Origin of the sequence: Amycolatopsis sp. cmx-4-61, assembly GCF_046548775.1 — a bacterium.
GTDB lineage: Bacteria > Actinomycetota > Actinomycetes > Mycobacteriales > Pseudonocardiaceae > Amycolatopsis.
Map to the genome: position 1 here is coordinate 272117 of NZ_JAEBEI010000006.1, position 18298 is coordinate 290414.

The window sequence follows — 18298 nt, forward strand, 5'->3', positions numbered from 1 at the left end:
GCCTTGCCCCTTCCTCGCGCTCAGATGAGCAACGTTGACCTATCGCGACGAGAAGATGTGAAGGCATTACAGGTCTGACGTCGGTATCACGTCAACCTTTCGGCTGGATTTCGCGCTATTATGCTCAAATGAGCGCTTCCCGTAAGAGTGCTTCGCTCACCGAAGCGATGCTGCTCGCCACCGTCGCCCGGCGCTTCTACGTGCAGGGACGCTCCAAGCTGGAGATCGCCGACGAGTTCGGCGTCAGCCGGTTCAAGGTGGCGCGGATGCTCGACACGGCCATGGAGTCCGGGCTGGTCAGGGTGGAGTTCTCGCTGCCGGCGCCGGTGGACCTCGCGCTGTCGGACGAGGTGCGCTCGGCGTACGGGCTGAAGCGTGCGCTGGTGCTCGAACGCTCAACCGAGCGCGAGCCGAAGGAGGTCGTCCGGGCGAAGATCGGTGCGCTGGCCGCGCGGCTGCTCGAGGAGATCGCGGTCCCGTCGGACGTCATCGGGCTGTCGTGGGCGCGGTCGGTGAACGCGATGGCGGAGGCGGTCCGGTCGCTGCCGCGGTGCCCGATCGTCCAGCTGTGCGGGGTGCAGGCGGGGATGGACATGCGCGGCCGCTCGGTGGAGACGGTCAGCCGCGTGACGTCGGTGTCCGGCGGCGACGCGTACCCGATCTTCGGGCCGCTGGTGCTCCCGGACCGCCGCACGACGGAGACGTTGCGGCGCCAGCCGGGGATCGCAGAGACGTTCGGCCAGTTCCGCAACCTGACGAAGGCGGTGGTCAGCATCGGCGCGTGGCAACCGGGCGAGTCGACGGTGTACGACGCCCTGGACGAAGCCGAGCGCGCGGCGATCGCGGCCCGCGGGGCGACGGCGGAGGTCGCGGCCCGCCTCTTCGACGCGTCCGGCAACGCGCTCTCGACCGGCTTGGCCCACCACGTCCTGGCGATCAGCCACGAGGAGCTGATGGCGGTCCCGGAGGTGATCGCCCTGGGCTACAGCCGTCCGAAGGCGGCGGCGGTGGACGCGGTGCTGCGGTCGGGCATGGTCTCGACCCTGATCACCGACGCCGCGGCTGCGGTCCCGTTGCTGGCCTTGGCGGCGAAGAACCCACCCTCGTGACAACCCGCAGGGTACGGCGCAGCCGGCGGCCTACTCCGCCCGGGGTAGGCGCGGCTCTCCCGCCTCCGGGACGAAACCCGGGTCGCGCCCGATGTGCCGGCGCGGCCGCTTCGCGAGCCTGGGGGTCGTGAAGACTTCTCCCCGCTGGCGCCAGGCCGTCGTCTGGCTGCACGTCGTTTCGTCGGTCGCCTGGATGAGCCAGGCCCTCGCCCTGGTCGTGCTCATGTCGTCAGGCGCGCCCGAAATGGCCGACCGGCTCGACTCCGTCCTGCTCGCCCCCATGGCGAACGTCTCCGCGTTCACCGGCCTCCTGCTGGCCGGCGCGACCGCGTGGGGCTACTTCCGGCACTGGTGGGTGCTCACGAAGTTCGCACTGACGCTGATCCAGCTCTACGCCGGGATCTTCCTGCTGTCCCCCGCGCTGCGCGAGTCGGCGGACACCGGCACCGTCGCCTGGCCGCAGATCGCCGGAGCGGCGCTGATGGCGAGCGCACTCGCGTTCCAAGCCTGGCTGTCCGTCGCGAAGCCGGGCCGCAGGACGCCGTGGTCCCCCGCCGCGAAGCCGCTGACCGCACCGGCTTGGGTGTTCGCGGCCGGCATCGGCACACCCGTGATCGACGTCGCCGCCGGGCTCACCCTCGGCTATCCGCTGCCCGCGTTGGAGCTGCTGACGCTGGGCGTGCTCGCGTTCGAGCGGCGGCGACGTCATCGCCGTGCTCAGCGGCCCAGCGCCCGAAGCCCTCGATCGGCGGCAGCAGCGTCTCGCCCGACGGCGTAAGCGCGTACCCGCCCTCGCGGCGCTCGACGAGACCGGCTTGACCGCCGGGCGGTCAGTGCGCCCCGACCTCGGTCACCCGCACGACCGCCATCCCGGCTTCGTCCGACGCGGCCAGGTCGACCTCGGCGCTGATGCCCCAGTCGTGGTCGCCGGCCGGGTCGTCGAAGATCTGGCGCACCTTCCAGACGTCCGGCTGCTGGTCGATCATGAGCAGCCGCGGGCCGCGCGCGTCCGGGCCGGTGCCCAGCGTCTCGTACTCCTCGAAGTAGCCTTCGATCGCTTCCTGCCACGCGTCGGCGTCCCAGCCCGAAGCCGCGTCCAGCTCGCCGAGCGGGGACCACGCCCGCCGCGCGAAGAGCTCGACCCGGCGGAACAGCTCGTTGCGGACCAGGACGCGGAAGGCGCGCTCGTTGCGGGTGACGGCCGGCGGCGGCTCCGGAGGCCGGTGCGACACCGGGCCCTCCGCCGCCGGGTGCCGCAGCGCTTCCCACTCGTCGAGCAGGCTGGAGTCGACCTGCCGGACGAGCTCGCCGAGCCACTCGATGAGGTCCTGCAGCGGCTCGGTCTTGGCCTCGTCCGGGACCGTGTGGCGCAGGGCGTCGTAGACGTCGGCGAGGTAGCGCAGCACCAGGCCCTCGGACCGGGCCAGCTGGTAGAAGCCGATGTACTCGACGAAGTTCATCGCGCGCTCGTACATGTCCCGCACGACCGACTTCGGCGACAGCTCGTAGTCGGCGACCCACGGATGGCCCTGCCGGTAGCTGTGGAACGCGCCCTGCAGCAGCTCTTCGAGCGGCTTGGGGTAGCTGATGTTCTCGAGCAGCTCCATCCGCTCGTCGTACTCGATGCCCTCGGCCTTCATCGCCTGCACGGCCTCGCCGCGCGCCTTGAACTGCTGCTGCGAGAGCACCGGCCGCGGGTTGTCCACTGTGGATTCCACAACGGACACGACGTCGAGCGCGTAGCTCGGCGACTCGAGGTCGAACAGCTCGATGGCGGCCAGCGCGAACGGCGAAAGCGGCTGGTTGAGCGCGAAGTCGAACTGCAGGTCGACGGTGAGCCGGATGATCCGGCCCTGTTCGTCCGGTTCGGACAGTCGTTCGACGACGCCGGCGGCGAGCAGCGCGCGGTAGATCGCGATGGCGCGCAGGATCAGCTTGCGCTGCGACGCCCGGTCCTCGTGGTTGTCCTCGAGCAGGTGCCGCATCGAGTCGAAGGCGTTGCCCGGCCGCGAGATCACGTTCAGCAGCATCGAGTGGGTGACCTTGAAGCTGGACGTCAGCGGCTCGGGGTCGGCCGCGATGAGCCGGTCGAACGTGCTCTCGGTCCAGTTGACGAACCCCTCCGGGGCCTTCTTCCGGACGATCTTCTTTTTCTTCTTCGGGTCGTCACCGGCCTTCTCGAGGGCCTTGGCGTTCTCGACGACGTGGTCGGGCGCCTGCACGACGACGTAGCCGTCGGTGTCGTAGCCCGCGCGCCCGGCCCGGCCGGCGATCTGGTGGAACTCGCGCGCCTTGAGGTGCCGCTGGCGGACGCCGTCGTACTTCGTCAGCGCGGAGAACACGACCGTCCGGATCGGGACGTTGATGCCGACGCCGAGCGTGTCGGTCCCGCAGATCACCTTGAGCAGCCCGGACTGGGCCAGGGTCTCGACCAGCCGGCGGTACTTGGGCAGCATCCCGGCGTGGTGCACGCCGATGCCGTGGCGGACCAGCCGCGAGAGCGTCTTGCCGAACCCGGCGGAGAACCGGAAGTCGCCGATCAGCTCGGCGATGGCCTCCTTCTCGGCCTTCGACGTGACGTTGATGCTCATCAGCGTCTGCGCCCGCTCGATGGCCGCGGCCTGGGAGAAGTGGACGACGTAGACGGGCGCCTGACCACCGTTCAACAGCTCGGACATCGTCTCGTGCAGCGGCGTCAGCGCGTAGCGGAAGGTCAGCGGGACCGGGCGCTGCGCCGACGTGACGACGGCGGTCGGCTTGCCGGTGCGGCGGGTGAGGTCCTTCTCGAAGAAGGACACGTCGCCCAGGGTCGCCGACATCAGGACGAACTGGGCCTTCGGCAGCTCCAGCAGCGGCACCTGCCAGGCCCAGCCGCGGTCGGGCTCGGAGTAGAAGTGGAACTCGTCGGCCACGACCTGCCCGACCGGGGCGTCCGCACCGAAGCGCAACGCGATGTTCGCCAGGATTTCGGCCGTGCAGCAGATGATCGGGGCGTCCGCGTTGACGCTGGAGTCGCCGGTCATCATCCCGACGTTGTCGGCGCCGAAGATGTCGATGAGCTGGAAGAACTTCTCCGAGACGAGGGCCTTGATGGGCGCGGTGTAGTAGCTGCGGCGGCCCTGGGCGAGCGCGGTGAAGTGCGCGCCGACGGCGACGAGGCTCTTCCCGGAGCCGGTCGGCGTCGAAAGGATGACGTTCGATCCGGAGACGACCTCCATCACCGCCTCCTCCTGCGCCGGGTACAGCTCGATACCCCGTTCGGCCGTCCAGGTCGTGAAGGCTTCGAAGAGCGCGTCGGGGTCGGGATCCGCAGGCAGGAGGTCTGTGAGAGTCATCAGGCGTCCATCGTGCCATCCGCTCGTCGCAAAGTCGGCAGGGGCGATCGCATCGCGAGTGCGAAACCCGTAGGCTTCGCGGTACCGCGCGTGGACTCAGGTGGTACTTCCGGTCCCGCGCGCACACGGGCGGTACTCCGGAGGGCTAAGGAATGGCACAGGACATCATCCCGATCGAACTCGGCCTGCCGCAGGGCGACGTCGTCACCCTGTGGGCGCCGCGCTGGCGGGAAGACGGCGAGGAGTGGGAAGCGTTCCTCGGCGACGAGGACGACCTGTACGCCTTCCCCGACGCCGCTCACCTGGCCGCCTTCGTCCGCACGTCCGAGCGGCACGACCTGCTCGACCACCCGGCGTGGGACGCGGTGCCGTCGCTGAACGTGCCCGAGCTGATCCCGGACGAGGACCACACGTACGACCTCGTCGGCGTGCCGGAGCTGGTCGCCGAGGAGCCGGACGTCTGGCACATCGCGGAGCTGGCGGAGATCGTCGGCATCGTGCGGTCGCTCGCCGACGTCTGCGACCTCGAGGAGGTCCACGAGATCCTCGACTCGACCGAGGGTTTCTCGCTGCTCGACCAGGGGACGCTGCCGTTCACCGGGGGCGTCGGCGTGCAGGTGTGGAACGACCTGTCCGAGACGGTGTCGCAGAAGTGGGACACCGTGCTCGACGCGATCGACGGCCTGGTCACCCAGCCGGAGGTCGACGAGAAGGTGCTGGAGCAGACGGCCGAGGAGCTGGCGGCGTTCCACGAGGAGTCCGCCGAGGCCGAGGCCGGCGCCGAGGGCGAAGAGGACCTCGAGGCCCTCTCGTCCGAAGACGACGAAGACTCGATCGAGGACGAGGACGAGGACGAGGGCCCGGTCGGCTTCTGGGCCGAGGTCGGCATCGACCCGATCAAGATCATCACCTCGGGCGCGGAGTACTACACGCTGCGCTGCTACCTCGACGACGCCCCGGTGTTCCTGGGCAGCGAGGGCGAGATCGACGTGTTCACGTCGACGGGCGCGCTGGCCCGCGCCCTGGCGGACGGCAAGGAGCTGGCCGACACCGACCTCGCGGACGTGTCCACGTGGGACGAGGTGCTGGCCAAGGCGACGGCGGGCGAACTCGAGATCGAGGTCGACCCGGAGAACACGTACGTGCTGACGGGCCTGGACGCGGACATCGCGGAGGGCCCGGAGGCGATCGACCCGACGCAGCTGGAGCTGGCGGTCGAGCTGATCACGGACGCCGCGGAGTGGGCCGGCGACGACTCGGCCGAGACGGCACTGGCGGGCAACGAAAGCCTGGGCTGGCTGGTGTCGTTCGTCCTGCGCCCGGACCCGTCCCGCCTGGAGCCGTCGGCACCGTTCGACGCCGAGCAGAGCGCGTGGCGCAAGCTCGTCGAAACTTTCGAGAACCGCCTGACGGTGGCTTGATCGTTCTCGCCGAAGGCCGCCTCCCGCAGTTTGGGAGGCGGCCTTCGGCCTGTCCGCCGCGTGTCGACCGTCCAATCACGCGTGTCGACCCTCCAATCACGCGTGTCGACCCTCCAGACACGCGAGTCGACCCTCCAGACACGCGTGTCGACCCTCCAGACACGCGAGTTGGTCGGCTCGTACTCAGCCGGGCATCTCGCGTGGCTGGGCGGGCATCACGCGTGATCGGGCGGGCATCAGGGCTCCGGGTGTTCCGCGCGGACCGGGACCACCGCCACCGCCAGCGCCGGGAACACCGCCGCCACGCAGAACGCCAGGGCGTACCGGCTGTCGCCGATCACCAGGCCCAGCAGCGGCGGGGTCAGGGAGGCCGCGATGTTCTGGCCCGTGTTCTGCGTGCCCATCGCGCGGCCCGACCACGCCAACCCGGCCAGCTCCGCCGAGGCCGTGAAGCCCAGGCCGTTGTCCGCCACCGTGATCACCCCCGCCAGCGCCAGGGCCAGCAGCACCAGCCACGGCCAGGACGCGTCCCCGAGCGCCACCAGCAGCATGACCAGGCAACTCGCGACCGCCAGCACCCGCATCGGGCGCAGGCGGCTGCCCGCCCGGTCCGACCACCAGCCCGACCCGAGCCGGCCGCACGCGCCCAGCACCTGGACCACCGCCAGGTACCAGCCCGCCGACAACGCGCTCCAGTGCTGCACCGACACCAGGTAGACCGGCGCGAACGCCGACACCGCGAACTGCGGCACCACCAGCAGCGCGCTCGCCCCGTGCACCCGCCAAAGCGTCGCGTGCCGGTACGGCGACGGCGGCTTCTCGCCGGAAACCGGGGCGGGCGGGCGCGGCGGGTCCGTCACCAGCCACGCCACCAGCAGCGCCACCACGATCGCCAGCCCGGCCGGCAGCAGGATCGCCGCCCGGAAGCCGAAGTGCGCGGCCAGCGGCGGCAGGCCAAGGGCGGCCACGCCCACGCCGAGCGGCTGGGCCGTCTGGCGGATCCCCATCGCCACGCCCCGCTCGGACTTCGCGAACCAGCCCATCACGACGCGACCGCTCGCCGCGTTCACCGAAGCCGTACAGGCGCCGGCGGCCAGAAACACCCCAAAGAGCAGCCCGACCGGGTGACTCCCCAACCCGGCGTACACCAGGAGTAACCCTGAGACGCCCAAGCCGAGGGCCATGACGAGGCGCTCCCCGTAACGGTCCGCAGCCGCGCCCCACACGATCAGGGTGAACAACAACCCGATGCTGGGCGCCGCGACGACCGTGCCGGCTTCGGCCAGCGTCAGCCCCTCGGCGGCCCGCATGGCCGGGACCAGGAACGGGATGCCGTACAGGAACGAACAGCTCGCCGTCTGCGCCGCGAGGCCGAGCGCGAGGATGAGCCAACGTCGTCGACTGACATGCTGCTCGCTCGCGACCTGCGCCATCTTCGTCACCGTCTCAAATAATGAGAAGTTATTCCTACATAGTGAACGATAGTTGGCACGGCTAAGGACCGCAAGCGAGTTGCGGTCCGAAGCGGGAGGGTCAGGTCAGCGCGGCGTACCCGGGCTTGATCACGTCGTCGATCAGCGCGAGCCGGGCATCGAAATCGATGAACGCGGATTTCATCGCGTTGATGGTGAACCAGCGGAAGTCGGCGATACCATAGCCGAACGTCTCGTGCAGCGCGGCGAATTCGCTGGTCATCGTGCATCCGCTCATCAGCCGGTTGTCCGTGTTCACGGTCACCCGGAAGCGCAGCTTGGCGAGCAGCCCGATGGGGTGCTCGGCGATCGAGCGGACCGTGCCTGTTTGGACGTTCGACGTCGGGCAGATCTCCAGGGGGATGCGGCGGTCCCGGACATACGCGGCCAACCGTCCAAGGTGGACCGTGCCGTCCGCGTCGGTCTTGATGTCCTCGGCGATGCGCACGCCGTGCCCGAGCCGCTCGGCGCCGCAGTGCTGAATCGCTTCCCAAATGGACGGCAAACCGAATGCTTCACCCGCGTGAATGGTGAAGTGCGCATTGTTCTGCCGCAGGTATTCGAACGCGTCGAGATTGCGGGTCGGCGGGAATCCGTCCTCGGGACCGGCGATGTCGAACCCGGCGACGCCGGCGTCGCGGTAGCGGACGGCCAGGTTCGCGATCTCGAGCGCCCGGGCGTGCTGGCGCATCGCGCAGAGCAACGTCGCGACGCGGATGGTGCCGCCGTTCGCGGCCACCCGGCGGGTGCCCTCGGTGAACCCCGCCTGGACAGCCTCAACCACCGCATCGAGTGACAGTCCGCGTTCGACGAACAACTCCGGTGCGTAGCGCACCTCCGCGTAGACGACACCGTCGGCGGCCAGGTCCTCCACCGCCTCCGCGGCCACCCTGACCAGCGCTTCCTCCGTCTGCATCACCCCGCAGGTGTGCGCGAAGGTCTCGAGGTAGGAAACGAGGGAGCCGGAGTCGGCCGCACGGCGGAACCAGGTGCCCAGCTCGGCCGGGTCGGTGGTGGGCAGAGCGGCGTAGCCGGTCGCGTCGGCGAGCTCGGCGACGGTCGCCGGGCGCAGGCCGCCGTCGAGGTGGTCGTGCAGCAGCACCTTGGGCGCGCGGCGGAGTGTCTCGGTGGGCAGAACAGGGCTTTCGTCAGGCATCCCCCAACGGTAACCTCGTTGTCATTCCCCTACATGGCCGTAACTCTCCGGCTCGGGCTAACCCTCAGCGTCGAGGATCATGTCCCGAATCGGCCATCCGGGGGCAGCCTGCGCAATAGCCTCTTCACGGGGGCCATACAGACAGCAATTTTTGCAATCGATAAGCTTCGTGGCACGTCCCTCCATTTCCCCGCCGACGAAGGACACACAGCAGTGACCACTGACAACCACATTGCCGCCCCGTCCTTCGACCGGATGCGCAACATGCTGGTGCGCGCGGCCGAAGTGCGTGAGAGCGAGCAGCAGCAGATCTTCGACGCGCTCGACGACATCTACGCCCGCCTCGCGCCGGTGGACTCGCTGGGCGCGGTCCGCAAGCGGCTGTCCGAGATGCCCGACCGCACCGAGGTCAGCGTCCTGGCCGAGCGCCTCGACGAGACGATGTCGCGCCTCGAGGCCCAGGACGCGGCGATCGCCGCCCTGACCCGCGCGGTCGAGAGCATCGTCGACAAGCTCGCCAAGCCCTTCGCCCAGCTCGACGGCCGCCTCGACGGCGTCGCCGCGCGCTTCGAGGGTGTCGCGGGCCGGATGGACGGGCTCGAGGACAAGCTCCAGAACATCCACCGCCGGCTCGACGAGCTGGGCGGCCACCTCGACAAGCAGGACGCGAAGCTCGACTCGCTGCCGCAGTCGGTGCACGGCCCGGTCCGCGAGCGGATCGAGCAGGCCGAGGCCACGCTGCGCGACCGCGTCGACCACGCCGACCACGAGCTGCGGAACAAGATCGACGAGCTGAGCCGCGTCACGCAGGAGCGGGTCGGCGAGCTGGGCCGCACGACGCACGAGCGGATCGACGCCAACACCGAGGCGCTCAAGGTCGCGCTGACCGAGACCGGCGAGATGGTCGACGCGTCCGACCGGCTGGAGAACCTGGGCAACCGGCTCGAAACGGTCACCACCCGCCTGGACGACCTGGCCGGCCGCCTCGACAAGGTGGAGGACGGCTTCCTGTCCGGCATCGGCGACCTCGACGGCGCGCTCAAGAGCGGCCTGGCCAAGGTCGAGGGCACGCTGTCGAAGCAGCCGGACACCGACTCGGTGGACACGCTGGTCCGCAGGAGCAACGACGAGAGCGTCCGCCGCATCGGCGGCCAGCTCGACGAGGCGATGGCGACGTTCGCGGAGCTGATGCTCGGCGGCGGCCCGGCGGTCCAGCAGATCGCCCCGCCCCCGCCGGCCCCGCGCCAGCCGCGCCGCAGCTCCCGCAACGGCCGCGCCCCCAAGCCGGCCGACGTCAAGGCGAAGCCCGAAGGTTCGGAAGAAGCCACGGAGTAGGACCCACGCGTGAAGAGGCCCCCGCCGGATCCCGGCGGGGGCCTTCTCGTATCGGCGTGATCCGGCTTCCGATGTCACTCGATCAGGTGATCATCTTCGCGATGAGCGTCACATCGCCGCTAACTCCGGATCGTCTCCACGACGATCGGGCCCGGCTCGGGTGCCGCATCAGCGATCGAGAAGCCGCCTTCGAGGGCGGCCAGGGCCGCAGGGACCGCGTCGGGGGTGTCCGTGTGCAGCTCGAGGAGCGGGTCACCGGCCGACACCCGGTCGCCCGGCTTGGCCAGGCACAGAATGCCCGCCGCGGCCTGGACCGGGTCCTCCTTGCGGGCTCGTCCGGCACCCAGCCGCCACGCCGCGACACCCACCGCGTACGCGTCCAGCGAAGCCAGCACCCCCGAAGAAGGCGCGACGACCGTGTGGACGTGCGCAGGAGAAGGCAACGGCGCCGCAGGGTCGCCGCCCTGGGCCGAGATCATCCGGCACCAGACCTCGTACGCCTCCCCCGACGCCAGCACCGCCGCCGGATCGGCGGAGATACCGGCGAGAGCCAGCATCTCGCTCGCCAAAGCCACCGTCAGCGAGACCACATCCCCGGGGCCACCGCCCTGGAGCACCTCGACCGACTCCGCGACCTCCACCGCGTTCCCGACCGCCCGGCCCAGCGGGACGTTCATGTCGGTCAGCAACGCCGTCGTCGGGACGCCGTGATCGGCGCCGATCGAGGTCAACGCAGAAGCCAGCGAGCGGGCTTGACCAAGCGACTTCATGAACGCGCCCGACCCGAACTTCACGTCTAGGACCAGCCCCGACGCGCCCTCCGCGATCTTCTTGCTCATGATCGAGCTGGCGATCAGCGGGATCGACTCCACGGTCGACGTGACGTCCCGCAGCGCGTACAGCTTCTTGTCCGCCGGTGCCAGCCCGGATGTCGCCGCGCAAACCACCGCGCCGACGTCTTCCAGCTGCGCCTGAATTTCCGAAGTGGACAGTGCGGCCCGCCAGCCCGGGATCGACTCCAGCTTGTCGAGCGTCCCGCCGGTGTGCCCGAGCCCGCGGCCGGACAGCTGCGGCACCGCCGCGCCGCACGCCGCCACGAGCGGCGCCAGCGGCAGCGTGATCTTGTCGCCGACCCCGCCCGTCGAGTGCTTGTCCACCGTCGGCCGCGAGACGTCCAAAGACAGCCGCTCGCCCGACGCGATCATCGCGCGGGTCCACCGCGAGATCTCCGCCGAGGTCATCCCGCGCAGGAAGATCGCCATGGCCAGCGCCGACATCTGCTCCTCGGCGACCTCACCGCGGGTGTAGGCGTCGACGACCCAGTCGATCTGCTCGTCGGACAGCGTGCCCCCGTCCCGTTTCGTCCGGATGACGTCGACCGCCGCGAACGTGCTCACGGCAGGTCGTCCGGACCGAAGGCGTCCGGCAGGACGTCGGACATCGGCAGGATCCCGCTGGGCGTGTCCACCAGGCACGAAGACCCGCCCAGCTCGAACAGGATCTGCCGGCAGCGCCCGCACGGCATCAGCAGGTCACCGGCACCGGACCGGCAGGCGACGGCGACCAGGCGGCCGCCGCCGGACAGCCGCAGCTGCCCGGCCATCGTGCACTCGGCGCACAGTCCCAGCCCGTAGGAGGCGTTCTCCACGTTGCACCCGGTCACGACCCGGCCGTCGTCGACGATCCCGGCCACCCCGACGTGCAGGCCCGAATAAGGCGCGTAGGCGTGGGAAGCCGCCTCGATCGCCCGGGAACGCAGCGCGTCCCAATCCACAGTAGACACTCAGTCCTCACCCCGTCGGTACGGCTGCCCGTCGGCCTTCGGCGGCCGCAGCCGCTGCGAAGCCACCGCGAGCACGATCAGCGTCACGAAGTGCGCGGTGTACGGGATCAGGTCCGACGGCAGCGTGTCGTTCGACCAGTAGATCGCGTACAGCACACCCGCGCCGACGACGCCGAGCCCGGCCGCGATCCACTGCCGCCGGAACAGCTGCACGACGACGATCACGGCGACCAGGATCACCGCGCCGTACAGCAGCGCGAGCACCGCTTCGCCGCCGCCGGCCAGCTGGAGGCCGTCCGCGTAGCCGAACAGCGCCGCGCCGCCGAGCAGGCCGCCCGGGCGCCAGTTGCCGAAGATCATCGCCGCGAGACCGATGTACCCGCGGCCGTTCGTCTGGTTCTCCAGGTAGTCCGCGCCGCCGCGCAGCAGCACCAGCGAGGCGCCACCCATGCCGGCGAACGCGCCCGAGATGATCACGGCGACGTACTTGTGCAGGTAGACGTTCACGCCGAGGGACTCGGCCGCCACCGGGTTCTCGCCGCACGAGCGCAGCCGCAGGCCGAACCGGGTCTTCCAGAGCACCCAGAAGCTCACCGGCACCAGGATGATCGCCAGCATCGTCAGCGGCGCCACCTCGGTGACCAGCCCGCGCAGGATGCCGGCGACGTCCGAGATGCCGACGCGCTGCTGCTTCTCCAGGTCGCCCAGCCAGTCCGAGAGGAACGTGGCCGAGTAGGTGTCGAACTTCGGCACCACCGGCGACTGCCGCGGGTTGCCGGAGATCGGCGCGAAGATCAGGTTGGCCAGGTACTTCGTGACGCCCAGGCCGAGCAGGTTGATCGCGACACCGGAGACGATGTGGTTGACGTTGAACGTCACCGTCGCCACCGCGTGCAGCAGCCCGCCCAGCGCGCCGAACACGATCGCGGAGATCAGGCCGGTCCACACGCCGCCGTTGTACGAACCCCAGGCCGCGCCCCAGGTGCCGAGGATCATCATGCCCTCGAGCCCGATGTTGACCACGCCCGCGCGCTCGGCCCAGAGGCCGCCCAGCGCGCAGAGCAGGATCGGCAGGGCCAGGCGCAACGCCGTCGAAGCGGTGTTGGACGACGTCAGCGCGGCGACGCCGGTGGAGTACGACGCGGTCGAGATGACGGCGATGGCGACCACGGCCCAGATGACCCCGCGCAGCCAGCCGGGGATCCGGCCCCGGCGCTGACGCCGCACCGGCATGGTCGAGCCGGATTCGGGAGCGACGTCGGTGATCACACCGCACCCCCTTCGGCGACCGAGGAACCCTTGCGGCCGGCGAGCGCGCGCCCGACCCGGCGTTGTTCGGCCGCGAGGTCGGCCCGGCGCACGATCTCGTACGCCACGACGACCGACAGCACGATGATGCCCTGCATGATCGTCGCGATCTCCTTGGACACGTTGATCTGCTCCAGCGACACCGCGGAGGTGTCGAGGAACGCCCACAGCAGCGCGCCGAGCGCGATGCCGCCGGGGTGGTTGCGGCCGAGCAGCGCGACCGCGATGCCGGTGAAGCCGTACATCTGGGTCGCGGTGATGCCGTAGGTGTAGTCGCGGCCGAGCAGTTCCGGCATGGCGACCAGGCCGGCGACGCCACCGGAGAGCACCATCGCGATCAGCGTCATCTTCTTGGCGTTGACCCCGCCCGCGGCGGCCGCGGTGGTGGACTCGCCGGACGCCTTGAGCTCGAAGCCGAACCGCGTGCGGTTGAGCATGAACCAGTAGGCCGCGCCGATGATCGCGGCGATGACCACGAACCCGAACAGCGTGCCGGAGCCGAGCGGGATGCCCGGGATCCGGCCCGACGGCTCGATCACGCGGGTGCCGATGTTGTTGCCGGTCTGGACGCCGAACTGGTCGGCGTTGATCAGGTAGGCGATGATCCCGGCGACGATCGCGTTGAGCATGATCGTCGAGATGACCTCGCTGACCCCGCGCGTCACCTTGAGGACCGCCGGGATCGCCGCGTAGGTCATGCCCGCGACGATCGCGACCAGCAGGATCGCGAGCACGTGGATGACCGGCGGCAGCTTCATCGCGCCGCCGGCGATGGCGGCGACTACGGCGGCGAACCGGTACTGGCCCTCGACACCGATGTTGAACAGGTTCATCTGGAAGCCGATGGCCACCGCGAGCCCGGACAGGTAGTAGACGGTCGCCAGGTTCACCGTGTCGACCGCGGTCGAGCCCTTGAACATCTGGCTGATCATCGTGCCGTAGGCCTGCAGCGGGTCCGCGCCCGAGATGATCAGCGCGATCGCCGACAGCAGCACGGCGAACACGATCGCCAGCAGCGGCGGCAGCAGTTTCGTGCGCCAGGAAGTCACTCTTCTTCACCCTCCCCGGCGCCGGTCATCGCCGAGCCCAGGTCCTGCGGCGTCACGGTGGCGGGGTCGGCCTCGCTCACGAGGCGCCCGCGCAGCATGACCCGGATCGTGTCGGACAGGCCGATCAGCTCGTCGAGGTCGGCGGAGATCAGCAGCACGGCGAGGCCGGCGGCGCGGGCCTGGCGGATCTGCTCCCAGATCAGCGCCTGCGCACCGACGTCGACGCCGCGGGTCGGGTGCGAGGCCACCAGCAGCACCGGCCGGCCCGACAGCTCGCGTCCGACGATCAGCTTCTGCTGGTTGCCGCCCGAGAGCGCCGCGGCCGGGACGTCGATGCCCGGCGTGCGGACGTCGTAGTCGCGGACGATCCGCTCGGTGTCGGCGCGGGCGCCCGCGATGTCGAGCAGCTGGCCCTTCGAGACCGGCTCGCGGGTCTGGTAGCCGAGGATCCGGTTGACCCACAACGGTTGCGTGAGCAGCAGGCTGTGCCGGGTGCGGTCCTCGGCGATGTAGCCGATGCCGGCCTCGCGCCGGGCGAGGGTGCCCGTCTTGGTGATGTCCCGGGCCCGCCCCTCGGCGTCGACCAGCTCGATCGTGCCGCCGGTCGGCTTCCGCATGCCCATGATGGTCTCGACGAGCTCGGTCTGGCCGTTGCCCTCGACACCGGCGATGCCGAGCACCTCGCCCGCGTGCACGGTGAAGGTGACGTCGTCGAGCGCGTTGCGGTCCGAACCCTCGGCGCCGAGCGTCAGCCCGGTCAGGCGCAGCACGTCCCGGTCGGTGACGGTGGACTCGCGGGTCTCGGGGCTGGGCAGCTCGGAGCCGACCATCATCTCCGCGAGCTCGCGGGAGGTGATGGTCTTCGGGTCGGCGGTGCCGACGGTGGTGCCGCGCCGGATCACCGTGACGGTGTCGGCGATCGCGCGGACCTCGTCGAGCTTGTGCGAGATGAACAGGAACGTGTAGCCGCCGGCCTTCATCTCCCGCACGGTCCCGAAGAGCGCGTCGACCTCCTGCGGGACCAGTACCGCGGTCGGCTCGTCGAGGATGATGATCTTCGCCCCGCGGTAGAGCACCTTGACGATCTCGACGCGCTGGCGGTCGGCGACGCCGAGTTCCTCCAGCAGCGTCTCCGGCTCGGCGTGCAGGCCGGTCCGCTCGGCGAGCTCGGCCAGCCGCGCGCGGGCGGCGCGGCCGATGCCGTGCAGGCCCTCGGCGCCGAGGAAGACGTTCTCGCCGACGGTGAGGTTGTCGGCGAGCATGAAGTGCTGGTGCACCATGCCGATGCCGGCGCGGATGGCGTCCTGCGGGTTGCGCAGCTTCACCTCTTCGCCGTTGATCGCGATGGTGCCCTCGTCCGGCGGCTGCATGCCGTACAGGATCTTCATCAGGGTGGACTTGCCGGCGCCGTTCTCGCCACAGATGGCGTGCACCTCGCCGGCGGCGACGGTGAGGTTGACGTCGGAGTTGGCCACCACGCCGGGAAAGCGCTTGGTGATCCCGGTCAGCTGGACGGCGGGGGCGCCCCGGTCGGGGACGGCCTCGGCCGGGGCCTCGGCTGTGCTCATGGGTGGGAGAATTCCGTCTCTCGTGTAAACGCGTGAGGGGCCCGGAGGAAAAATCCTCCGAGCCCCGACGCGCACTGAGTTACTTCTGCGGCTTGTCCGAAACGGTGACGGCACCCGAGATGATCTGGGCCTTGTAGCCGTCCAGGACGTCCTTGATGTCGTCGACCTTGCCACCCGAGGTGGCGTAGCCGACGCCGTCGACCTTGAGGTCGAACCGCTTCGGCAGGCCGCTCAGGTCGCCCTTGGCGACGGCCTGCACGTAGTCGAACACCGCGACGTCGACGCGCTTGAGCATGGACGTGATGATGACGTCCTTGTCGGCTTCGACGGTCTTCTGGTTGTACTGGTCGGAGTCGACACCGATGGCCAGCGCGTTGCCCGCCTTCGCGGCGTCGAACACGCCCTTACCCGAGGCACCGGCGGCGTGGTAGATGACGTCCGCGCCCTTGGCGATCTCGGCCGCGGCCTTCGCGTTGCCCTTCGGCGGGTCCTGGAACCCGGAGAAGTCACCGGCCGGGGTCAGGTACTCGTCCTCGATCTTGATCTTGGACGAAACGGTCTTCGCGCCCTGCAGGAAGCCGGCCTCGAACTTCTGGATCAGCGGGGTGTTGACACCGCCGACGAAGCCGACGTGGCAGTTCTTGCTCTTGTACGCGGCGGCGACGCCGGCCAGGAACGAGCCCTGCTCCTCGGCGAAGACCAGCGGCGTCACGTTCGGCAGCTGGATCGAGTCGTCGTCGACGATGGCGAACTTCGTGTTCGGGTACTTGGCCGCGACGACCTTGACCGACGGCGCGTAGGCGAAGCCGACCGCGATGATCGGGTTCAGGCCCGAGGAGGCCATCTGGTCGAGGCGCTGCTGCTTGGCCGACTCGGCCTCGCTGGCGGAGGCGGTGCTCTCGCTGACCGTCGTCACGCCGAGGTCGGACTTCGCCTTGTCGGTACCCGCGGCGGCGGCGTCGTTGAACGACGCGTCACCCCGGCCGCCGACGTCGAAGGCCAGGCCGATCTTCAGCTTGCTGCCGTCGACCTTCGCCCCGGCCGCGGTCGAGCTGCTGGCGGCGGCGGGCGCGGCCGGCGGCTTCTGCGCGGTGACGCAGTCGGAACCGCCCGTCGAGGCCGCGGTGTTGTTCGAGCTGTTACCACCGCCGGAATCCTTGGCGCACCCGGCCAGGGTGAGCACCCCGGCCATGGCCGCGGCGGCCAGCGCGGTTCCACGCATGCGACGCAACGTGTGTCTCCCTCCCCGCTGATCCAGCGGATGGTCAAGGGCACGACCCGGCCCTACTGCCGGGTCGACCGCCAGACCGTACCCGCCGGACCGGAAGGCGCCATAGGAAAGGCACGCTACGTAACACAAACGTTTACTCACGAGTCGCGCGCGCGACGAACTGGACACCCACCGTGATCAAATGACCCACGCGGTGTCGCTTTCGGTCGAGTCCCGGGCGACGGGACGGCCGAAATACCGGTCAACGTGACTCAGTGTGGCAGGCCGACCGAGGAGTGGACTACTCCGATCACCCCTTGAGACGAAGGGCCTTCCCCGCCTTCCGAATCGTTCCAGTGCCCCGTCCCCGCCCGTGCCCACCCGATCGAGCGTCAGCCGGACGAGCGAGGGCGCCGCGAGGGCCCCGCCGCGTCCACAGTGGACGCAGCGCGCTGTGACGGCGCACACAATCGGTGTGTACCCAGGTGTCTGGTCCGTCACAGAGAGGAACCCGGAGGTGAGCCGTCCGTCGGGGGCGGGTCTAGCATCCTTTTCATCCACGCTCGATGACCCTCGATCTCGGCATTGCCGCCGTAGCCGTCCCAGGTGGACGACGACGATGGTGCGGACCTCACGGTCAGGCGGGCACATAGTCAGACGTTGGAGGCCGTTCACCGATGTCCACCACGGCGAGCACCGCCCCAGAGGCGGCGGCGAGCGATCGGGCGGGTGCCTCACGCCGGCAGGGGACCTTCTACCGGGGCGACCCCGGCATGTGGTCCTGGGTGCTGCACCGCATCACCGGCGTGCTCACATTCTTCTTCCTGTTCGTCCACGTGCTCGACACCGCGCTGGTGCGCGTGTCGCCGAACACCTACGACCAGGTCATCGAGACGTACAAGACGCCGATCGTCAACCTCCTGGAGGTCGGCCTGGTCGGCGCGGTGCTGTTCCACGCGCTGAACGGCGTCCGCGTCATGCTGGTCGACTTCTGGTCGAAGGGCCCGAAGTTCCAGAAGACGATGCTCTGGGTCATCGGCGTGGTCTGGGTCGTCGTGATGGTTCCGGGTGCGTTCTTCATGCTGAAGCGCACCGCCGAAATGCTCTTCGGGGGTAACTGACATGGCCGAGTCGCTCACCCTCGACAAGCCGCGTTCGCCGAAGCGCCCCGCGGCGCGCCGGAGCAACTTCGAGCTCTACAGCTGGCTGTTCATGCGGATCTCCGGGATGGCGCTGATCATCCTGGTGCTCGGGCACCTGCTGATCATGAACATCCTCGACGGCGGCGTGCACCGGATCAACTGGGGCTTCGTCGCCGGCCGCTGGGCCTCGCCGTTCTGGCAGTTCTGGGACCTGCTGATGCTGTGGCTGGCCGAGATCCACGGCGGCAACGGCCTGCGCGTCATCATCGACGACTACGCCCGCAAGGACAGCACGCGGTTCTGGCTGAAGATCCTGCTCTACGTCTCGATGGTGCTGATCCTGGCCGTCGGCACGATGGTGATCTTCACCTTCGACCCGAACATGCCCGCGACCTGACAACAGCGTCCGA

At 69.8% G+C, this 18298-nt stretch carries 15 protein-coding genes; 6 read left to right on the forward strand and 9 right to left on the reverse strand.

What is annotated here, in order from left to right:
* The first annotated feature begins 128 nt into the window (after window positions 1-128).
* Both ACLJOU_RS20285 and ACLJOU_RS20290 read left to right on the forward strand, forming a co-directional pair.
* Entirely contained in the window at window positions 129-1109 is a 981-nt protein-coding gene (locus ACLJOU_RS20285) for a sugar-binding transcriptional regulator (protein ID WP_410569210.1), read from the forward strand.
* 127 nt (window positions 1110-1236) lie between these two features.
* Window positions 1237-1887, forward strand: coding sequence for a hypothetical protein (locus ACLJOU_RS20290; RefSeq protein WP_410569211.1), 651 nt, complete (start codon window positions 1237-1239; stop codon window positions 1885-1887).
* Between the two features lie 52 nt (window positions 1888-1939).
* Here ACLJOU_RS20290 and ACLJOU_RS20295 read toward each other — a convergent pair whose 3' ends face one another.
* Window positions 1940-4444 (reverse strand): DEAD/DEAH box helicase, encoded by a 2505-nt coding sequence (locus ACLJOU_RS20295; RefSeq protein WP_410569212.1) that lies wholly within the window; start codon window positions 4442-4444, stop codon window positions 1940-1942.
* A gap of 152 nt (window positions 4445-4596) precedes the next feature.
* On the opposite strand from ACLJOU_RS20295, the gene ACLJOU_RS20300 reads away from it, so the two are divergent.
* Entirely contained in the window at window positions 4597-5865 is a 1269-nt protein-coding gene (locus tag ACLJOU_RS20300) for a primosomal protein (protein WP_410569213.1), read from the forward strand.
* A 236-nt stretch (window positions 5866-6101) separates the two neighbouring features.
* Here the strand turns inward: ACLJOU_RS20300 and ACLJOU_RS20305 are convergent, their stop codons facing one another.
* Together ACLJOU_RS20305 and ACLJOU_RS20310 are read right to left on the reverse strand one after the other, a co-directional pair.
* Window positions 6102-7298 carry an MFS transporter gene (locus ACLJOU_RS20305; protein WP_410569333.1) on the reverse strand — a complete coding sequence of 399 codons (1197 nt, stop codon included), beginning with the start codon at window positions 7296-7298 and terminating at the stop codon, window positions 6102-6104.
* A gap of 100 nt (window positions 7299-7398) precedes the next feature.
* A complete protein-coding gene (locus tag ACLJOU_RS20310) occupies window positions 7399-8493 on the reverse strand; it encodes an adenosine deaminase (protein ID WP_410569214.1) in 1095 nt (364 codons plus the stop codon).
* 213 nt (window positions 8494-8706) lie between these two features.
* Between ACLJOU_RS20310 and ACLJOU_RS20315 the strand changes: the two genes are divergently transcribed.
* Entirely contained in the window at window positions 8707-9828 is a 1122-nt protein-coding gene (locus ACLJOU_RS20315) for a PA containing protein (RefSeq protein WP_410569215.1), read from the forward strand.
* A gap of 119 nt (window positions 9829-9947) precedes the next feature.
* On the opposite strand, the gene ACLJOU_RS20320 is transcribed toward ACLJOU_RS20315, so the two are convergent.
* The 6 genes from ACLJOU_RS20320 to ACLJOU_RS20345 form a co-directional block, all read right to left on the reverse strand.
* Window positions 9948-11225: a thymidine phosphorylase gene (locus tag ACLJOU_RS20320; protein ID WP_410569216.1), complete on the reverse strand. Its 1278-nt coding sequence runs from the start codon at window positions 11223-11225 to the stop codon at window positions 9948-9950.
* Entirely contained in the window at window positions 11222-11611 is a 390-nt protein-coding gene (locus ACLJOU_RS20325) for a cytidine deaminase (RefSeq protein WP_176173152.1), read from the reverse strand. Before ACLJOU_RS20325 ends, ACLJOU_RS20320 begins: the two co-directional genes overlap by 4 nt.
* Window positions 11612-12844, reverse strand: coding sequence for an ABC transporter permease (locus ACLJOU_RS20330; protein ID WP_410569334.1), 1233 nt, complete (start codon window positions 12842-12844; stop codon window positions 11612-11614).
* Between the two features lie 32 nt (window positions 12845-12876).
* Window positions 12877-13968: an ABC transporter permease gene (locus ACLJOU_RS20335; protein ID WP_410569217.1), complete on the reverse strand. Its 1092-nt coding sequence runs from the start codon at window positions 13966-13968 to the stop codon at window positions 12877-12879.
* Window positions 13965-15536, reverse strand: coding sequence for an ABC transporter ATP-binding protein (locus tag ACLJOU_RS20340; protein ID WP_410569218.1), 1572 nt, complete (start codon window positions 15534-15536; stop codon window positions 13965-13967). Before ACLJOU_RS20340 ends, ACLJOU_RS20335 begins: the two co-directional genes overlap by 4 nt.
* 79 nt (window positions 15537-15615) lie before the next feature.
* The gene (locus ACLJOU_RS20345) at window positions 15616-16758 is read right to left on the reverse strand and encodes a BMP family lipoprotein (protein WP_410569219.1); all 1143 of its coding nucleotides are present in this window, start codon (window positions 16756-16758) and stop codon (window positions 15616-15618) included.
* Between the two features lie 665 nt (window positions 16759-17423).
* Here ACLJOU_RS20345 and sdhC point away from each other — a divergent pair.
* Both sdhC and ACLJOU_RS20355 read left to right on the forward strand, forming a co-directional pair.
* On the forward strand, window positions 17424-17867 hold the full coding sequence (gene sdhC / locus ACLJOU_RS20350) for a succinate dehydrogenase, cytochrome b556 subunit (RefSeq protein WP_410569220.1): 444 nt from the start codon (window positions 17424-17426) through the stop codon (window positions 17865-17867).
* A 1-nt stretch (window position 17868) separates the two neighbouring features.
* Window positions 17869-18285 (forward strand): succinate dehydrogenase hydrophobic membrane anchor subunit, encoded by a 417-nt coding sequence (locus tag ACLJOU_RS20355; RefSeq protein ID WP_410569221.1) that lies wholly within the window; start codon window positions 17869-17871, stop codon window positions 18283-18285.
* Window positions 18286-18298: the final 13 nt, after the last annotated feature.

Excerpts from the sequence above, each read along its gene's own strand:
- ACLJOU_RS20305 (WP_410569333.1), bottom strand. The coding sequence starts at position 7,298 with ATGGCGCAGGTCGCGAGCGAGCAGCATGTCAGTCGACGACGTTGGCTC.
- ACLJOU_RS20340 (WP_410569218.1), bottom strand. The coding sequence starts at position 15,536 with ATGAGCACAGCCGAGGCCCCGGCCGAGGCCGTCCCCGACCGGGGCGCC.
- ACLJOU_RS20355 (WP_410569221.1), top strand. The coding sequence starts at position 17,869 with ATGGCCGAGTCGCTCACCCTCGACAAGCCGCGTTCGCCGAAGCGCCCC.
- sdhC (WP_410569220.1), top strand. The coding sequence starts at position 17,424 with ATGTCCACCACGGCGAGCACCGCCCCAGAGGCGGCGGCGAGCGATCGG.
- ACLJOU_RS20295 (WP_410569212.1), bottom strand. The coding sequence starts at position 4,444 with ATGACTCTCACAGACCTCCTGCCTGCGGATCCCGACCCCGACGCGCTC.
- ACLJOU_RS20285 (WP_410569210.1), top strand. The coding sequence starts at position 129 with ATGAGCGCTTCCCGTAAGAGTGCTTCGCTCACCGAAGCGATGCTGCTC.
- ACLJOU_RS20330 (WP_410569334.1), bottom strand. The coding sequence starts at position 12,844 with ATGCCGGTGCGGCGTCAGCGCCGGGGCCGGATCCCCGGCTGGCTGCGC.
- ACLJOU_RS20310 (WP_410569214.1), bottom strand. The coding sequence starts at position 8,493 with ATGCCTGACGAAAGCCCTGTTCTGCCCACCGAGACACTCCGCCGCGCG.
- ACLJOU_RS20345 (WP_410569219.1), bottom strand. The coding sequence starts at position 16,758 with ATGCGTGGAACCGCGCTGGCCGCCGCGGCCATGGCCGGGGTGCTCACC.
- ACLJOU_RS20300 (WP_410569213.1), top strand. The coding sequence starts at position 4,597 with ATGGCACAGGACATCATCCCGATCGAACTCGGCCTGCCGCAGGGCGAC.